The sequence below is a fragment of the Paenibacillus rhizosphaerae genome (assembly GCF_014192015.1).
Classification (GTDB): domain Bacteria; phylum Bacillota; class Bacilli; order Paenibacillales; family Paenibacillaceae; genus Paenibacillus_AQ; species Paenibacillus_AQ rhizosphaerae.
The window spans coordinates 686,649-702,752 of sequence record NZ_JACHXJ010000004.1 but is presented as its reverse complement, the minus strand read 5'-3'; the positions used below and the strand labels follow the sequence as shown (position 1 = coordinate 702,752).

The following is a 16,104-nucleotide window of genomic DNA, read 5'->3' as shown; positions in this document are numbered from 1 at the left end:
TGCCGCTGTTCATATACCATTATAATGGTTTAGAAGTAGTCCGGGATATGTAAAAAACGGTATACGGTGTTCTCCGACCAGGCGTAGGAGTCCTTGTAGTCCCAGAAACGGTGCTTGCTGCTGACCGTATGGGCGTTGACCAGCGGGCTGCCGCCGGCATCAAACGCCGTAACGATCGTGCTGTGCTGGAAGGCGCCGTCGCCGTCCCAGTCATAAAAAATGACATCGCCCAGCATCAGCTGCTCGGGCCGCTCCACGAGCTCTCCGCGAAGCCCCCAGCTGCTTGACGACAAAAAGGACTGCAGCGCGTTCGAAACCGCCCAGCTGTAGCTCCACCACTCTTTGCTCCCGACATACCCTTTGTACCACCAGCCCGATTCTCTTTTACCAGTATAGTGGATCGGAGCGCCACCTGCAAAGAGGCATTGCGAGATGTAATTGGTGCAGTCCACCTCGAATACGGCAAACTCCGGATTACTGGACTCCCACCACTCGTCGGCATAAGCCGCTGCTGCCGCGCGGTTATAGCGCGATGTTTTGCGGCCGGGGCCACCCTGCAGCACTTCGGCGTTCAGGTAAGGCTTTGGCCCGCCCGTGGAATAGGCGTAGGCCGGCTGCCCGGTGTGCACGGCAGGGATGCCTGCGGCCGGATGCTTCTCCGGCGTCAGCTGTTCCACCGACACGATCACCCAGGCGTCCCCGTCCCGGATCAGGGTCAGCCTCTCCCGCTGAATCATTTCCTCCACATGATTGACGCCGCCCTTTTCGTAGAACAGCTGCACATACAGCTGCACGTCGATGACCGCCTCCTCCGGGGTATCGCGGATCGTCCGCAGCAGCTTGGCCCTTGTCTCACTGCGAAGCGGCCTTGCCCCCCTTGCGGCATACCACTGTGACAGCCGGGAAGCCCGCTCACTCCTAGCCAATAAATAAGCCGGATCCGTCACGACCTGATCTGTATGTTGTGACCGGTAATCGATCTGATGCTGGTTGTATTGATTTACGTAGGTGTACAGCGTCTGCTTCCATTCCTTCTCCATTCCCATGCATTCCCCTTTCACCCGTTTCGTTAACCCGAATATGTTGTTTCGGCTGCGTATATTCCACTATATGAAAAAATGGGTGCACCTATGAACCCTGGTCCATTTTCGCGTTGCGGAGGTCCGCCGGAAGACCGGAAAAGGACAAGCTGCGCAGTCCGGGCCGGCGGCGGCCGGAACCAGTCCCGGCGCAGATCGGAGGAACGTTTTCCCGTTCTTTTGCCGCCTCGGTCTCTTCATATAAATAGACGCAAAAAGTACTTTACTCCCCGGCTTGTAAACGGTATACTAAAAGCGAACCTCACTATTTTGAAATTATGTTTCATCTAGTGAAACAAGGAACGGCAAAGTGATCGCCCTTATCGCCCTCACCCAAGCCACCCTGAATGATGATTGATTTGATGAACCAAAGTAATGCAGAGGAACCGAATTACGATCAAGGAGGTACATGTAATGACAGCAAAGGATCAATTCTCCACGGCCCGCAGTCTGGAAGTCGGAGGCAAGACCTACCGTTACTACAGCCTGCAGGCTCTCGAAGAGCAGGGGCTCGGCAGCATTTCCAAGCTTCCGTTCTCCATCAAGGTGCTCCTGGAAGCCGCTGTCCGCCAATTCGACGGACGTGCCATTACCCAGGAGCATGTATCGCAGCTGGCCAAATGGAATGAAGGACGTGACGATAACAAGGAAATCCCGTTCATTCCGGCCCGTATCGTATTGCAGGACTTCACCGGCGTACCGGTCGTCGTCGACCTTGCAGCTATGCGCGACACCGTGAAGAAAGCCGGCGGGGATCCGAAGAAGATCAACCCGCTCGTTCCGGTCGATCTCGTTATCGACCACTCCGTTATGGTTGATGCGTTCGGTACCAGCGATGCCCTCAACTACAACATGCAAGTAGAATTTGAGCGCAACGAGGAACGCTACCGCTTCCTGCGCTGGGCCCAAACGGCATTTAACAATTTCCGCGCCGTTCCTCCGGGAACCGGGATCGTTCACCAGGTCAACCTGGAATATCTCGCATCCGTGGCGGCGACCAAGACAACGGACGGAGAAACGGTCGTATATCCGGACTCCCTCGTTGGTACGGACTCCCATACCACGATGATCAACGGCCTCGGCGTCGTCGGCTGGGGTGTCGGCGGGATCGAAGCCGAAGCGGGCATGCTCGGACAGCCGCTTTACTTCGTAACGCCAGACGTTATCGGATTTAAACTTACAGGCAGCCTGACGGAAGGCGCTACGGCGACCGACCTTGCGCTGACCGTTACCCAAATGCTCCGCAAAAAAGGCGTTGTCGGCAAATTCGTCGAGTTCTTCGGACCGGGTCTGGCCAACATCAGCCTCGCGGACCGCGCAACGGTAGCCAACATGGCACCCGAATACGGCGCAACCATCGGCTTCTTCCCTGTCGATGACGAAACGCTGGCTTACCTGCGCAACACCGGCCGCACCGATGAGCAGGTTGCTCTCGTCGAAGCCTACTACAAAGCACAGAACATGTTCCGCACCGCGGAAACCGAAGATCCGGAATTTACGGACATCATCGAACTCGACTTGGCCTCTGTCGTACCGAGCCTTGCCGGACCGAAGCGTCCGCAGGACCGCATCGAGCTGACTCATATGAAGGACGCCTTCAACGACATCGTCCGCACGCCGATCGAAAAAGGCGGATACGGCCTCAGCGATGCCAAGATTGAAGAAAAAGTGACAGTTAAGCACAAAGACGGCTCCACCAGCGAAATGGGAACCGGCGCGGTCGTCATTGCCGCGATCACCAGCTGTACGAATACGTCGAACCCAAGCGTTATGCTCGGCGCAGGTCTCTTGGCCAAGAAGGCCGTGGCACGCGGGCTGAAGAAGCCAGGATACGTGAAGAGCAGCTTGACGCCGGGTTCCCTCGTGGTCACCGATTACCTGCAAAAAGCCGGACTGCTTGAATCGCTCGAAGCCCTCGGCTTCTACGTAGCGGGTTACGGCTGCGCCACATGTATCGGTAACTCCGGTCCTCTTCCGGACGAAGTGAGCCAGGCCATCACCGACAACGACATGACCGTCGCTGCCGTGCTGTCCGGTAACCGTAACTTCGAAGGACGCGTTCACGCTCAGGTGAAAGCCAACTACCTGGCTTCCCCGCCGCTCGTTGTCGCTTACGCGCTGGCAGGTACGGTCAACATTGACCTGCAGAACGATCCGATCGGTTACGACCCGAACAACGAGCCTGTTTATCTGAAAGATATCTGGCCGACTTCCGCGGAAATCAGAGAAGCGATCGGCTTGTCCGTCAGCCCTGAAGCGTTCCGCCGCAAATACGAGAACGTGTTTACCGCGAACGAGCGCTGGAACGCGATTCCGGTGCCGGAAGGCGAGCTGTACGAATGGGACGACAAGTCCACGTACATTCAGAACCCTCCGTTCTTCGAGAATCTCGGAAACGGCTTGGCCGACATCGAGGATATCAAGTCCGCACGCGTGCTTGCCCTGCTGGGTGATTCCGTCACGACGGACCACATCTCCCCTGCCGGCAACATTTCGCCGACCAGCCCTGCAGGTCTGTACCTGAAGGAGCACGGCGTTGAACGCAAGGACTTCAACTCTTACGGCTCCCGCCGCGGTAACCATGAGGTCATGATGCGCGGTACGTTCGCGAATATCCGCATCCGTAACCAAGTGGCACCGGGCACCGAAGGCGGCGTTACGACTTACCTGCCTACGGACGAAGTCGTGTCCATCTATGATGCTTCCATGGAATATCAGGACAACGGACAGAACCTGGTCGTTATCGCCGGTAAAGAATACGGTACGGGAAGCTCCCGCGACTGGGCGGCGAAAGGTACATTCCTGCTCGGCGTCAAAGCCGTCATCGCCGAAAGCTTCGAGCGGATTCACCGCAGCAACCTCGTCGGCATGGGCGTGCTTCCGCTGCAGTTCCAGGAAGGCCATGGCTGGAGCAGCCTGGGCATCACCGGCCGTGAAACGTTCGACATTGTCGGACTCAGCAACGACATCAAGCCGGGCGAGAGCCTGACCGTCACCGCTACACGCGAGGACGGCACCAAGTTCGAATTCCCGGTAACGGCCCGTCTGGACAGCATGGTCGATGTGGATTACTACCACAACGGCGGCATCCTGCAAACCGTGCTGCGTCAAATGATCGCCAACCAATAATAATGTACCAATCAAAAACACCCCGCAGTGCCATTGAAATGGCCTGCGGGGTGTTTTTTTTTGTAATGCGTCCCTATTCATTGATACTGTGAGACGTTGAATAACGGTCGATGATAGATGGCATCCACGGTTCCGTCGAACTCCATCGCACTCAAGGGAAGGAGGCTTCTAGCTGCTTTATCGTTTTTGGGTGCGTTGTCCTCCAGAAACACCTTCTTTTTCATGCCAAAGGTATAAGTCAAGGGTGCAACTCTCCCTTTATCGCTCTTTGCCTTGGCCTTTATTTGGTTCGCCCCTCCCCATTTCTTGATTCAAAAAGATCTCATCTGATGTTTCATTCTCTTGGCAGAAGGGTAAAAAGAAAACAAAATATCGGTCCGTTTACGGATCTGCTGCGTTTTGGGCAGCCGGAATTAAACATTCTTCATGAAGAGCCGATTCAAAATCCATGGCATAAGGAGGCCTGCAGGATGATTCATATGCACGGCATCATGCCCTATCACCCCTCTTACCCTAAGCCGCAGCCCGTTAACCGGCCGGTCAAGGAAGAGGCGGATAAGCAGAAGAGCTTTCAAGAGATTTTGCAGGAGAAGATCAGCCAGAACCGCTGATGCTCCAAGAACTCTGAAGGCAGGCGTCAGGCGGAACCACATCCGTTAACTGTAAAAAGACCGCTCGCTTATGCGTACGGTCTTTTTACAGTTCCGATGAACACTGGATTGCAGAAACCTATGCCGACACCCGGCCGCCCGGCAGTGATCTTCGATATTGGCTGGACAGAAAGGCCATATACTTTTTAAGACCTACCCAGCTGAAGTATGCGATCCCTCCAATGATGGCGCCGACGATCGCCGCTACCACCATGCTGTATTCCGTCGGGACCTCCATGCCGGGTACGCCCATGTTGATCCAGGTCACACCGAACGTGCGGATGACGCCCGCGACCAGAACCAGCAATGTGCAGAAGCCAAAGCCGTAGGCAATCACGGCCAGGACCGGGATGACCATGATGCTGAGCAGCCCTGTCGTGCAGTAGAACAACGCCATAGCCAAAATTTCCCGGAAAGATCCGGTCCGATTCCCCTCGGCGAAATGCTGGCTCCGGTACGCCTTGGCGAGCTTGCGTGGATCTCCCAATCGCGACAGGATCGCCGCCTCCGGCTGCCCGTTCGCGATCCCCTCTGCAATGTGGCTCTCGATTTCCATTACGGCGTCCATCCGTTCTTCATCGGGAAGCTTCTCTAAATACTTGTTCAATTTCTCCAAATAAGACCTTCCATATGGGCTGATCATGGGATCTCTCCTCCATAGATTTGAATTTGGTTGACGCTGCGGCTGATTTTGTTCCACTCCGCAGACATCATCTCCACAAGCTGGTGCCCCGAAGGGGTCAGGCTGTAATATTTGCGCGGCGGTCCTGCCTCCGATTCCTTCCAGAACGATTCGATGTATTGATCCTTTAGCAGCCGCCGAAGCAGCGGATAGAGCGTTCCCTCCGTCACGGCGAGCGGCTCCCACTGATCCAGCAGCGTAACAAGCTCGTATCCGTATCTGGGCTGCTTGGCGATAAGCTGCAAAATGCAGTATTCCAGGATGCCTCTGCGGACCTGCGAAGTCCATTCCGACATTTCCATTTCGTTCGTCCGCTCCCTTCGTTACCATAATAACACCAGGTACCTTGCTTTGCAAGGTACTATGTCAAAATAGTTTCGCAAATGAATTACAATCAGACATGCAATAGTTTGGCGAACTATTTACAATCACTCGTGCAACTGTTATATTTGTTGTATAACAGATATTCATACTCTAACAATAAGTATGACCAACGCAGCATGTTGATGAAAGGAGGGCTCATCATTGATTATCCGGTTGGATATGCAGTCCGACGTGCCCATTTACACACAGCTCATGAATCAGATCATCGAAGGGATCGCCAGCAAACAGCTGGCCCCGGGCGAGTATCTTCCCTCCGTCCGCAGCCTTGCCTCGGATATCGGCGTGAACCTGCACACCGTCAACAAGGCTTACACGCTGCTCAAGCAGGAAGGATTTATTCAAATTCACCGGCAAAAAGGGGTCGTCGTGAACCCGGACGGCATGCCGGGAATCACCCCGGACTATCAGCATAAACAGGAAGCTCAGCTTAGACCCGTCATCGCTGAAGCCATCTGCCGGGGCATGGATAAGGCGGAGCTGCTGCGGATCGTGGAAAGCTTTTACGACGATATCACCCAAGAACCAAAGGAGAATGCCTAATGTATTGGATATCCGTAGTGTTTCTGATCGCCATGTTCGTTCCCCTGTCGCTGTCTCTGATCTGCATGCCTTATTTGACACGGGAAACCGTCAGCTTCGGCGTGTCGGTCAGCGAAGCCGTGTATCACAGCGCTCCGCTGCGCCGCATGCGCAGGCAATATGTATGGGCCAGCTCAGTCTCATACGGCGTGCTGCTGATCGCCTGCCTCTTCGCCATGCTGAACGTGCCGGAAGAGCAGCAGCCTTCCGTCATTTCAGGATTTGTAATCCTGCTGATCGCCGCTTCGGCGGTCATCAATCTGACTTTTTACACGAAAATGAAACGGTACAAAGCCACGCTCCCTCCGGAGGCGCTGAACCCTTCGGTCGTGGCGGTGGATACGTCATTTCGCAGCGGGAACAAGCTGGTCTGGTCGAATAAATGGTTCCTGATCCATGGAGCTATTGCCGTTATCAGCGCCGCCCTCGTCTTGGCCTACTATGACAAAATCCCCGACACGCTGAACATGAAGTTCAACTGGCAGGGCGAAGTGACCCGAACGGCGGCCAAATCGTACCGGACGGTCCTCGGCTTGAACTTGATGCAGCTAGTGATGATCGGGATCTTTATGACCACGAACTGGTCGATCCTTCGCAGCAAGCAGCAGCTCGACCCGGCAAACCCGCAGCAGTCGGTACGCCGAAACGCCGCCTTCCGCCGCAGATGGTCCATGTTCAACGTAGCGGCCGGCCTTATGATGGTGCTGCTGTTCTCGTTCGTTCAATACAACATGATTTATCCGCTAAGCCGGGATGTCATGATGCTTGTCAGCCTGATGATGCCCATTCTGATCGTCGTGCTTGCCATCGTGCTGGCCTTTACCACCGGTCAGGGCGGACGCCGGATCGGCGGCCCCTCTTCCGGTTCCGGGGCAACGCATGTCGTTAATGATGATAAGTATTGGAAGCTCGGCAACATTTATTTCAATCCGCAGGACCCCGCCCTGTTCGTAGAAAAACGTATGGGCATCGGCTGGACGGTCAACTTCGGCAGACCCGGTGCCTGGATTTTCCTGGTCGGTATCTTAGCTGTGGTTATCATCGCTGCCCGAATCGCAAGTTAACGAGCCGGAACGCGATGTGTCATATTATCATTCGGGGATATCCCCTTGAGGAGGAATGTTTATGAAAAAGAAACGGACCCTAAGCGCAGTGGCTGCTGCTTCTTTGACGGCCATCAGCCTGTCTGTCCCTGCTGCGGCGGCTGAAACCCCGGACGCCGCATCCTACGCTCCCGTTCGCGAAACCGCGCTGCGATTGGGCGCCCAGGTCAGCTGGGACCCGGAGCAGCGCTCGGTGACCGTCAAAAAGGGCGATACGACGCTGGTACTGACAATTGGGCGGTCCACCGCCGTACTGAACGGCAGAACCGTGCCATCCGGCGGAACCGTCCGGATTACAGGCCAACAGGCGATGGCTCCGGCCGCCTTCCTGTCTGAAGCCTTAGGCGGCACAGAGAGCGTCACGGGCCCTTCTGAAGCCGCCGACGACAATGCCGACTTGTTCCTCCAGGCCCTGCGGGCCGGGAACGGAGCTGAGGCGGCTAAGGTCATGAGCCCCGCCCTGCAGCAGGCCCTGCCCGCTCAAACGCTGAGCGGCTTGTGGAAGAACTACGAGAGCGTCTACGGCCAAGTTTCGTCAGTAGGCGGCAAGCAGGAAAGCGACAATGCCGTCCACCACAATGTGGCGTACACGCTGCAGACAGCGGCCGTACCGCTTCAGATCACCTTGCGCCTGAATGCAGACCGCCTGGTGGACGATCTGAACATCGGCCCGGTCTCGTCGGGTGGATACCGGCCTCCGGCCTATGATCATCCGGAGGCTTATACCGAACGGGAGGTCCAGATCGGCAAAGGGGAATGGGCCCTTCCCGGAACGCTGACCCTGCCCGCTGGTCAAGGACCGTTCCCTGCCGTCGTGCTCGTTCACGGGTCCGGTCCGAACGACCGGGACACCTCCATCGGCGGGGCCAAGCCGTTCCGCGATCTGGCGGCGGGATTGGCCGCCAAAGGTATCGCTGTCCTGCGCTACGACAAAGTCACGTTTGAACATACCTTTAAAATCGCAGCCAATCCGAAACTGACCGTCAAAGAAGAGACGGTTGACGACGCGCTGTCCGCGGTGAATCTGCTGACCGAAACCCCGGGCATCAACCCCGCCCGGATTTACGTGGCGGGACACAGTCAAGGCGGCTATGCGATGCCGCTCATCGTTGATGCCGATGCCGGCCGGAACATCGCCGGCACTATCCTGCTGTCCGGCCCGAGCTCTTCATTCATCGACGTTGTCGTGGAGCAGCAGGCCGAATTGATTTCCCGCGTGAAGCAGCTGGGTCAGGATCCTGCGCCTTACGAGCAGCAGGCAGCCGTGTGGACCCAGGCCGCCAGACTGCTGGACGACCCTCAGTACTCGATCTCCCACCTGCCGGAGAGCTTTCCGATTCCACCGGCTTACTGGTGGTACGATAAGAAGGATTACAAGCCAGCCGAATTAGCCAAGACGCAGAACGGCCCGATGCTCGTCCTTCAGGGCGAAAACGACTGGCAGGTGCCGATGCATGAATTCGAGCAGTGGAAGGAAGCATTAAAAGGCCGTACCGATGTGGAGTATAAGTCTTTTCCGAAGGTAAACCATCTGCTTGCGGAATATGACGGCCTCTCCACCGGAACGGAATACGCACAGCCTTCCAACGTGACGCCGGCGATAATTGCTACGATCGCAAACTGGATCGGCAAACAGAAATAAGCGGAATGAAGGCGTCAGAAGGCGGCGGTAGTCCGACACTGTAGAGCTCAGGCGCCCTCCTGCTGATAACGTCCCTAAGATATACGGCAGGCCCCTTGAATCGAATCAAGGGGCCTGCTTTTATGTGTCTACCATTGAAGGTGGTGAGCCCCTGGATGTTGGGTCACCCCCTCCCCCTCCAGCGCGGATGCGCGGATGGATTTCCCGGCGGAACTTTGGGATAATGTGGTTTAGAATCTGATTGCTTCATACCTATTTTAATTCATGCTTAGGAGGCCTTGTCCATGATTGAAAAACGCCCCATTACCGCCGATGATTTGTACCGGATGCATTGGGTCGGCGACCCTGCCGTATCCCCCAAGACCGGCGCCGTCGCGTACATATCGAAAACCGTTAACGACCAGCATGGAGGCTACGCCTCCCATATTCGTCTGATCTCGCCGGACGGCCGGGAGGATACCGCCTTTACCGCCGGCGAGCAGGACGCCTCGCCCGCCTGGTCCCCCGACGGCTCCAGGATGGCCTTTCTGCGCAAGAAGGGCGATGCCCGCCAAGTCTGGGTTATGCCCGCGCACGGCGGCGAAGCCCAGGCCGTAACGGAGCTGAAGCACGGCGTCAGCGCCTTCAAGTGGGCGCCCGACGGCAGCGCCCTTCTGCTCCGCGCCGAGGCTCCTCTGGCCGATGAAGCCGTCGATGGGGACTCCGGAGCCCAAGCGGAGAAGCCCGGCAAAGACAAACAGCCGGACGAAAAAATCATTCATCGTATAAAATACAAAGCCGATGGCGCCGGGCTGTGGAATGACCGCAGAACGCATCTGTTCGTTCACGATCTAGCGGCTTCCGCATGCACGCCGGTCACTTCGGGCGATTTCGATGTGTCTTCGTTCAACTGGTCGCCGGACGGCAGCCACATTATCTATACCGCCACACATCCCTCCGCTTCTTTCCCGGATCCCGACCTCCGCCTGACCAACGACTTATTCGTGGCGGAGCGGGACGGCGGCAACGTCCGGCAATTGACGGACGGGCGGCTGAGCATTGGGCCGATCGCCTACACGCCGGACGGCAGCCATATCCTGATGCTGGCCGACGACCTGAACTGCGGCTTTGCCACGCTGACGCGTATGTACCTGATTCCCGCTGAAGGCGGCGAGGCCCAAGCCTGCTATGAGGACTTGGATGTGCAGCTCGGACACGCCTGCGTCGGCGATATGCGTGCGGGAGCCGGCAGTCCGCCCGCCTTCAGCGAAGACGGCAAGCACGTCTTCCTGCAGCTGAGCGAGGACGGCGGCGTCAAGGTCGCCCGCTTTGCGCTGGACGGCTCCGATTACGAGATCGTCGCCAGCGGCGACCGGGAAATTTACCAGTTTGCCCTGGCACCGGAAGGCAGGCTGATTCTTGCTTCCGCGGATACGCTGCATCCGGGGGATCTGTTTGCCTTTGACATGGCAGACGGTGAAGAGACCCGGCTGACCGACTGCAACAAGGAGCTGTTCAGCGAGCTTGCGCTGAGCGAACCCGAGGCCTTCCGCTTCGAAGCCTCGGACGGCTGGCCAATCCAGGGATGGATCATGAAGCCGGTCGGCTTCAAGGAAGGCTCCAAGGTACCGGCCGTTCTGGAAATCCACGGCGGCCCGCAGGCGATGTACGGCTGCACGTTCATGCACGAATTCCAGCTGCTTGCCGCAGCCGGATTTGCCGTGTTCTATACGAACCCGCGCGGCGGCCACGGATATGGCCAGGTCCATGTCAATACGGTCCGCGGCGATTACGGCGGACGCGACTACCAGGACCTGATGGATGCGGTGGACTATGTCCTGTCCGCCTATGACTACATCGACGCCTCCCGGCTTGGCGTCACCGGCGGCAGCTACGGCGGCTTCATGACGAACTGGATCGTCGGGCATACCGACCGCTTCCAGGCCGCCATCACCCAGCGTTCGATCTGCAACTGGGTGTCGTTCTACGGCGTCAGCGATATCGGGTACTATTTTACCGAGGACCAGATTTGGGGCAATCCGTGGGACGATCTGGAGAAGCTGTGGGAGCATTCCCCGATCGCTTACGTGAAGCAGGTGAACACGCCGCTCCTGATTCTGCACGGGGAGCAGGATCTCCGCTGCCCGATCGAACAGGGAGAGCAGCTGTTCGTGGCGCTCAAGCGTCTGGGCAAGGAAGCGCAGTTTATCCGTTTTCCGGGGGCCGACCACAACTTGTCCCGCAGCGGCAATCCGCATCTGCGCGCCCGCCGGCTGACCCATATCGTACGCTGGTTTGAAGAGCATATCGAGCACTGATTCCCCTGATTTCTAATTAATAATCTCTATGATATAAAAAAGCCCGCCATACCGGATCACCGGCATGACGGGCTTTTCTGTCTGACTATGATGCAGACCGTGTGTTTCTAGATTCAGTTCTTCCGGTAACAACCACATTGGGCTTCCCGCCGAACTACGGAATCATCAGCCCCATTTCCCTTGCCGCTTCGATCAGCACGGGAGCGAATTCATTCAGCGTTTCGCTTGACAGCCGGCTCACCGGGCCGGACACGGACAGGGCGGCGGCGACGCGTCCGTTCCGGTTCACGATCGGCACCGCCACCGCGGCTGCGCCGGGCTCGCGCTCCTCGATGCTCGTCGCATAGCCCCGCTCGCGGATGTCCTGCAGCTGCCGCACATAGCTGCCGCCCTTCACCAGCTCCGCCCAATCTGGATCGCTCAGGAGCTCCTCCTGATCGGCGGGCGCGGCAAACGCCACCAGCACCTTGCTCGACGCTCCCACCGTAAGCGGCAGGCGTGCCCCGACCTGTGCCACCCTCCGGATGGCCTGGTTGCTCTGTACCGCCTGAATCCGCAGACGGTCCTTCCCGTCCCGCAGGTACAGGCTGACCGTCTCACCCAGCCGGTCGCGCAGCCGCTCCATCGCCGGCAGCAGCAGCACCGCCGGATCGTCGCTCTGCGACAAATGCGTGGACAGCTCCCACACTTTCATGCCGAGCCGGTATTTCTCCGTCGCCGCATCGCGGACGACGAAAGCCTTCTCCTCCAGGGTCGTCATCAGCCGGTGGACGGTGCTCTTGTGCAGTCCGATCATTCCGGCGATTTCCGTCAGTCCCAGTTCACTGTTCTGCGTAAAACACATCAATATATCCAGTGCCCGTTCAACGGCACGAACCGTTAATTTGCGGTCTTCCATTCCGATCCCGCCCCTCAAATGTTTCACCACATGAAACATGGTTACATAAATTATAAGAAATTCACCGGATAAAGTCTATATTTTCTTCGCTGATCATCTCGCAGGAGGACGCCAATACGTATGCTGTTAAGGCGAATGTTCGGCATCGCTGTACTCGCTCATCACCAGGTGCCCATCCGCTTGTTCGGTTCATGCCGCTGTGGCGCCCGATGTGTATGTCCGCATCAGGAGGACAAAGGTAGTCGGCAGGTGAACCATGGGGCGGCTCACTATTACAATTGTCTAACAATTGTCCGCCCTGGATTGACTTTGGCCTTAGGCTTGCATAGGATATAGAGTAAAATTTTATATGTTTCTTAAAAAGAGTCCGGAAGTTAAACTTAATATAGTAAAGTATTTTATAAGGAGGGGCACGCATGAACATGACATCCCGTAACGACGTACATCTTCCCCGCCCCCTGCCCGATACACCATTACCGTTATCTACGCGAATGATTCGCTTTAAGCATATTCTGGTCGCACTGCTCTTGTCCGTTGTATTTTTCCTGCTGTTCTGTTTCATTGCACTGCACGCCTACATTGCCTGGGTATTGTCCAATCCGACGGTCGCACCCCTGTACTCCAATCCGATGCAGGCCAAGACCATGCAATACGAGGACATCACCTTTCCGGCCCATGACGGCAGCCGGATGATGCAGGGCTGGTACATTCCCGCAGCAGGCTCAACCAAGACGATCGTGTTCAGTCACGGGTACGGCGCCAACCGGGAGGAAACCTGGATCCCGATGTACGATTTGGCGCATTTCGCCCACCGCTTAAATTTTAACGTCATTATGTTTGATTACGGTTTCGCCTCCCAGAACAGCAAAGCCGTCGCGACGGGCGGCAAGGTGGAGGCCCAGCAGCTGCTGGGGGCCATCGATCTGGCCAAGCAGCGCGGGGCCAAGCAGATTGTGGTATGGGGCTTTTCAATGGGCGCCGGCACCGCCCTTCAGGCCGGCCTGCAGACCAAGGATGTCGACGCCATGATTCTCGACAGCACCTTCCTGCTCGAGCCGGATACGCTGTACCATAACATCAAAAATCAGATCGACCTGCCGCGGCATCCGTCGCTGGAAATTTTGCAGCTGCTCTTCCCTGTGCTGAACGGCACGAGCCTGAACCAGATTCCATACCAGCAGGTCAAAAAAGAGGATTATCCCTTCCCGATCTTCTTTATCCACGGGACGGAGGACGAGAAGGCGCCGTATCCGATCGCAGAGAAGCTCGCCGCCAACCAGACCAACCCATATTCGGACGTCTGGATCGTGAAAGGCAGCCACCACGAGCTGATCTTCCGCGAATACTCGCGTGAATATTTGCGCCGGGTGTCCACCTTCCTTGGCAATATCAAGCTGGCTGAGCAGAAGGATATCGATAATGACCCTATGATAAGAAAAACGTCTATCGACGTACCTTCAAAGAAGACAGACCGCGATTAGCTGAAGTTTTTCTTGCGATTTATAGAATGGTTCAGCTTCGCTGAAATTTATAAATTCTATAATCTTCAAAAAATAGCCGCACAAATAAAAGAGGGCACGCCCCCTTCCGGGCATGCCCTCTTTTTATATTTCCGACTTAGTTTTTGATCAAAGACAGAAACTCCGCTCTCGACGCCGGGTCTTCGCGGAAAATGCCGCGTACGCCGGAGGTCACCGTCTTGCTGCCAGGCTTCTTCACGCCCCGCGAACACATGCACAGATGCTCGCCTTCCACGACGACCATTACGCCATGCGGCTGCAGCACATCGACCATAATGTCGGCGATTTGGGACGTAATTCGCTCCTGCACCTGCAGACGGCGGGTGACCGCCTCGACCAACCGGGCCAACTTGCTGAGTCCGGCAATTTTCCCGCTCGGAATGTAGCCGATATGGACCTTGCCGAAAAACGGCGCCATATGATGCTCGCATTGGCTGTAATACACGATATCCTTGACGATCACCAGTTCCTCATGATTTTCGTCAAAGGTCACGCCCAGCACATCACGCGGGTCTACCTCATATCCGGCGAAAATTTCCTCGTACATCCGGGTTACGCGGGCGGGTGTCTCAAGAAGCCCTTCCCGCTCGGGATTTTCACCGATCAGCTTCAAAATTTGCTCGATATGGTACTCGATCTTCTCGCGGTTTTCACCAACCCGCGTGTTTACGTAATCTTTAACGCCAGCCACAGCACTTCCTCCTATCGCTACCCCCTGCTTCTCTGTAGACGTTCTATGCCGAGGGGATTATTTCTTTTTGCGGCCTTGACCTTGTGCCGGGCCCTTCTTGCCGGAAAACTGCTGATTTTTCATCATCTGCTGCGCCTTCTGCATCTGGCGCCCGTTCAGGTTGTAACCCATTTGCTTGGCCATCTTTTGAAGCATTTGCGGGTCATTCTGCATTTTTTCCATTTGCTTGCGCAGATAATACACGCCGATAAAAAACCCGCCGACCAAGCCGACGATCAGCGTAATAATTGGAATTACATATTGCATATTCCGCCACCCCTATAAGTATAAATCGATTCCTTGCGCATGCCTGAGCAGCACGAACCTATCATAGCATGTCCAAATGCGGCTCGCAAATGAATTCTAGGCCAATACGGCCTCGATAAATACAGTCGTTTCCTGCGCCAAATCCAGCTCTTTAATATCCAAATGACCCGCTTCTCCGCGCACGATCCGGACGACCGGACGTCCCGGCAGCCCCCGGTGCTGACGGACCACAAGCCCCGTCTCCTTGTTCGACAGTTTGACGGCCGTCCCGTTCGGATAGATCGACACCATCCTCGTAAACTGGACCAGCACGCCGTGGTCGAGCTGCTTTTCCGACATGGCCATCATTTGCTCGCAGGCTTCATGAGGCATCAGTCTCCGGCCCGAAGGCTTCAGCGGATGAATCATCCGGTCATAAGCGTCCGCAGCGGCGACGATTTTGGCATACAAATGAATCTCGTCTCCGGTCAGTCCCCGGGGAACGCCCAAGCCGTCTACCCGCTCATGATGCTGAAGGGCGACTTGGGCGATCAGCAGGCCGAACTCCCTTTTGTTCTTCAGCTTCTCGAACCCGCGCCAGGTGTGGTGGCTCTTGGAATCCGGGAACAGCTCGTCTCCCTCCCGCATGCCGTTCTTGCCGATATCATGCAGCAGGGCGCCCGTAGCGAGCTCTTTGACCTGCTGATAATTCAGGCCCATATTGACGCCCATCACCGTGGACAACAGGCATACATTCATCGCGTGCACATAATGGCCGTTGTCTGCGGTCCGGACATCCGTAAGCTGCACGAGCAGCTCCTTGTTGTTCATCACGTCCTCGAGAAGATGGTCTACGCTGGCGCCGATCAGCTGGGTGTTCCATTCCTTGCCCGACCGCACCGCCTCAAAAGCGTCGCTCATCTCCTGAATCAGGCCCTGTTTGGTTGCCTCGCTCAGAATGTCCTCCGTCTCCACGTCCGCATACAGCGGATCCTGGATGTAGAGCATCGTGACCCCGATTCGGTTCAGCGTACTGATCATATAAACGGTAAGCTGGACTCCCGCCGACAGCAGTACCGTCCCATTCCCGGAATAGATGGTTTTCCCCAAAAATTGACCGGGCTCCACACTTTCAATGCCTACATACCTCATGAACGTTCCCCCG

Annotated in this window: 15 protein-coding genes; 7 read left to right on the top strand and 8 right to left on the bottom strand. The window is 56.5% G+C overall.

Annotated features, from left to right (window positions below; genetic code table 11):
* Positions 1-29: 29 nt before the first annotated feature.
* Positions 30-1,040, bottom strand: coding sequence for an amidase domain-containing protein (locus FHS19_RS25295; RefSeq protein ID WP_376771961.1), 1,011 nt, complete (start codon positions 1,038-1,040; stop codon positions 30-32).
* A 453-nt stretch (positions 1,041-1,493) separates the two neighbouring features.
* On the opposite strand from FHS19_RS25295, the gene acnA reads away from it, so the two are divergent.
* Positions 1,494-4,208 (top strand): aconitate hydratase AcnA, encoded by a 2,715-nt coding sequence (gene acnA, locus FHS19_RS25290; RefSeq protein ID WP_183584522.1) that lies wholly within the window; start codon positions 1,494-1,496, stop codon positions 4,206-4,208.
* A 77-nt stretch (positions 4,209-4,285) separates the two neighbouring features.
* Here the strand turns inward: acnA and FHS19_RS25285 are convergent, their stop codons facing one another.
* A complete protein-coding gene (locus FHS19_RS25285) occupies positions 4,286-4,450 on the bottom strand; it encodes a hypothetical protein (RefSeq protein ID WP_183584521.1) in 165 nt (54 codons plus the stop codon).
* A gap of 228 nt (positions 4,451-4,678) precedes the next feature.
* Between FHS19_RS25285 and FHS19_RS25280 the strand changes: the two genes are divergently transcribed.
* Positions 4,679-4,819, top strand: coding sequence for a hypothetical protein (locus FHS19_RS25280; RefSeq protein ID WP_183584520.1), 141 nt, complete (start codon positions 4,679-4,681; stop codon positions 4,817-4,819).
* A 118-nt stretch (positions 4,820-4,937) separates the two neighbouring features.
* Here the strand turns inward: FHS19_RS25280 and FHS19_RS25275 are convergent, their stop codons facing one another.
* Entirely contained in the window at positions 4,938-5,501 is a 564-nt protein-coding gene (locus FHS19_RS25275; RefSeq protein ID WP_183584519.1) for a DUF1700 domain-containing protein, read from the bottom strand.
* Positions 5,498-5,842, bottom strand: a complete 345-nt coding sequence (locus tag FHS19_RS25270) for a PadR family transcriptional regulator (protein ID WP_183584518.1) — start codon at positions 5,840-5,842, stop codon at positions 5,498-5,500. The genes FHS19_RS25275 and FHS19_RS25270 overlap by 4 nt, the downstream gene beginning before the upstream one ends.
* A 223-nt stretch (positions 5,843-6,065) precedes the next feature.
* On the opposite strand from FHS19_RS25270, the gene FHS19_RS25265 reads away from it, so the two are divergent.
* The 4 genes from FHS19_RS25265 to FHS19_RS25250 all read left to right on the top strand — a co-directional run bounded on the left by FHS19_RS25265 (position 6,066) and on the right by FHS19_RS25250 (position 11,545).
* Positions 6,066-6,464, top strand: coding sequence for a GntR family transcriptional regulator (locus FHS19_RS25265; RefSeq protein WP_183584517.1), 399 nt, complete (start codon positions 6,066-6,068; stop codon positions 6,462-6,464).
* Positions 6,464-7,567, top strand: coding sequence for a DUF1648 domain-containing protein (locus tag FHS19_RS25260; RefSeq protein WP_183584516.1), 1,104 nt, complete (start codon positions 6,464-6,466; stop codon positions 7,565-7,567). The genes FHS19_RS25265 and FHS19_RS25260 overlap by 1 nt, the downstream gene beginning before the upstream one ends.
* 61 nt (positions 7,568-7,628) lie before the next feature.
* Positions 7,629-9,248, top strand: coding sequence for an alpha/beta hydrolase family protein (locus FHS19_RS25255; RefSeq protein WP_183584515.1), 1,620 nt, complete (start codon positions 7,629-7,631; stop codon positions 9,246-9,248).
* A 284-nt stretch (positions 9,249-9,532) separates the two neighbouring features.
* Positions 9,533-11,545, top strand: a complete 2,013-nt coding sequence (locus tag FHS19_RS25250) for an alpha/beta hydrolase family protein (protein ID WP_183584514.1) — start codon at positions 9,533-9,535, stop codon at positions 11,543-11,545.
* A 154-nt stretch (positions 11,546-11,699) separates the two neighbouring features.
* Here FHS19_RS25250 and FHS19_RS25245 read toward each other — a convergent pair whose 3' ends face one another.
* Positions 11,700-12,443: an IclR family transcriptional regulator gene (locus tag FHS19_RS25245; RefSeq protein WP_183584513.1), complete on the bottom strand. Its 744-nt coding sequence runs from the start codon at positions 12,441-12,443 to the stop codon at positions 11,700-11,702.
* A gap of 416 nt (positions 12,444-12,859) precedes the next feature.
* Between FHS19_RS25245 and FHS19_RS25240 the strand changes: the two genes are divergently transcribed.
* Positions 12,860-13,924 (top strand): alpha/beta hydrolase, encoded by a 1,065-nt coding sequence (locus tag FHS19_RS25240; RefSeq protein WP_183584512.1) that lies wholly within the window; start codon positions 12,860-12,862, stop codon positions 13,922-13,924.
* A gap of 136 nt (positions 13,925-14,060) precedes the next feature.
* On the opposite strand, the gene folE is transcribed toward FHS19_RS25240, so the two are convergent.
* The 3 genes from folE to FHS19_RS25225 form a co-directional block, all read right to left on the bottom strand.
* A complete protein-coding gene (folE, locus tag FHS19_RS25235; protein ID WP_183584511.1) occupies positions 14,061-14,654 on the bottom strand; it encodes a GTP cyclohydrolase I FolE in 594 nt (197 codons plus the stop codon).
* A 57-nt stretch (positions 14,655-14,711) separates the two neighbouring features.
* Positions 14,712-14,960, bottom strand: a complete 249-nt coding sequence (locus FHS19_RS25230; protein ID WP_076175831.1) for a YneF family protein — start codon at positions 14,958-14,960, stop codon at positions 14,712-14,714.
* 96 nt (positions 14,961-15,056) lie between these two features.
* A complete protein-coding gene (locus tag FHS19_RS25225) occupies positions 15,057-16,091 on the bottom strand; it encodes an HD-GYP domain-containing protein (RefSeq protein ID WP_183584510.1) in 1,035 nt (344 codons plus the stop codon).
* Positions 16,092-16,104: the final 13 nt, after the last annotated feature.

Bases quoted from the DNA above. Each gene is read 5' to 3' on its own strand.
- FHS19_RS25225 (WP_183584510.1), bottom strand. From the start codon at position 16,091: ATGAGGTATGTAGGCATTGAAAGTGTGGAGCCCGGTCAATTTTTGGGG.
- FHS19_RS25230 (WP_076175831.1), bottom strand. From the start codon at position 14,960: ATGCAATATGTAATTCCAATTATTACGCTGATCGTCGGCTTGGTCGGC.
- FHS19_RS25275 (WP_183584519.1), bottom strand. From the start codon at position 5,501: ATGATCAGCCCATATGGAAGGTCTTATTTGGAGAAATTGAACAAGTAT.
- FHS19_RS25255 (WP_183584515.1), top strand. From the start codon at position 7,629: ATGAAAAAGAAACGGACCCTAAGCGCAGTGGCTGCTGCTTCTTTGACG.
- FHS19_RS25280 (WP_183584520.1), top strand. From the start codon at position 4,679: ATGATTCATATGCACGGCATCATGCCCTATCACCCCTCTTACCCTAAG.
- FHS19_RS25245 (WP_183584513.1), bottom strand. From the start codon at position 12,443: ATGGAAGACCGCAAATTAACGGTTCGTGCCGTTGAACGGGCACTGGAT.
- FHS19_RS25240 (WP_183584512.1), top strand. From the start codon at position 12,860: ATGAACATGACATCCCGTAACGACGTACATCTTCCCCGCCCCCTGCCC.
- FHS19_RS25270 (WP_183584518.1), bottom strand. From the start codon at position 5,842: ATGGAAATGTCGGAATGGACTTCGCAGGTCCGCAGAGGCATCCTGGAA.
- acnA (WP_183584522.1), top strand. From the start codon at position 1,494: ATGACAGCAAAGGATCAATTCTCCACGGCCCGCAGTCTGGAAGTCGGA.
- FHS19_RS25295 (WP_376771961.1), bottom strand. From the start codon at position 1,040: ATGGAGAAGGAATGGAAGCAGACGCTGTACACCTACGTAAATCAATAC.
- FHS19_RS25260 (WP_183584516.1), top strand. From the start codon at position 6,464: ATGTATTGGATATCCGTAGTGTTTCTGATCGCCATGTTCGTTCCCCTG.
- FHS19_RS25250 (WP_183584514.1), top strand. From the start codon at position 9,533: ATGATTGAAAAACGCCCCATTACCGCCGATGATTTGTACCGGATGCAT.